This window comes from Streptomyces kronopolitis, from assembly GCF_014646275.1.
Classification (GTDB): domain Bacteria; phylum Actinomycetota; class Actinomycetes; order Streptomycetales; family Streptomycetaceae; genus Streptomyces; species Streptomyces kronopolitis.
The window spans coordinates 1-501 of sequence record NZ_BMND01000141.1; the positions used below are offsets into that span (position 1 = coordinate 1).

Annotated in this window: 1 protein-coding gene; it reads right to left on the reverse strand. The window is 36.3% G+C overall.

What is annotated here, in order from left to right; all coding sequences use genetic code 11:
- A partial coding sequence (locus IEY78_RS34050; protein WP_229700360.1) for an RAD55 family ATPase occupies window positions 1-501 on the reverse strand: 501 nt, incomplete at both ends.

Here is a 501-nt window from a genome sequence, read left to right on the forward strand (position 1 = left end):
GGCTCCCTGTTGGGGCGTAGCTGTCGTTTTTGGAATTTTGAATAATCAAAATAATGATAACTTGCAAGCGCCTGGCTAAGTCGGCTAAAGTAGTGAACTTAATTGTTTCTACTTCTTCAATCGTCCTACCTACGATCGGCGCTTGGATCTTCATTTGACTATCAATTACAAAAAGTTTATGCCCTTCTTTAGCTAATCCTCTAATCTGTGAAACTAGTTCGTTAATTTCGCAACTTGTATCATCAATAAAATAATTTTCTTTGTTTATTTTGAAATCTTTAGAGTTTAAGGTTTCAATATGCTTCCTAACGCTAAACTCAAAACCAAAATAAGTTACCTTGTGCTGTTGTTGCGCATTGGTAATGTATTGGATACCTAAAAGCGTTTTACCGGCTTCGGGATCTCCGCTAAGTAAAATCAACTGCCCGACTTCAAAACCGCCGTCGCTGATTTTGTCTAAAAAATTAATTCCTGTGTGTATTTTTTCTATTTTAGGTTTTG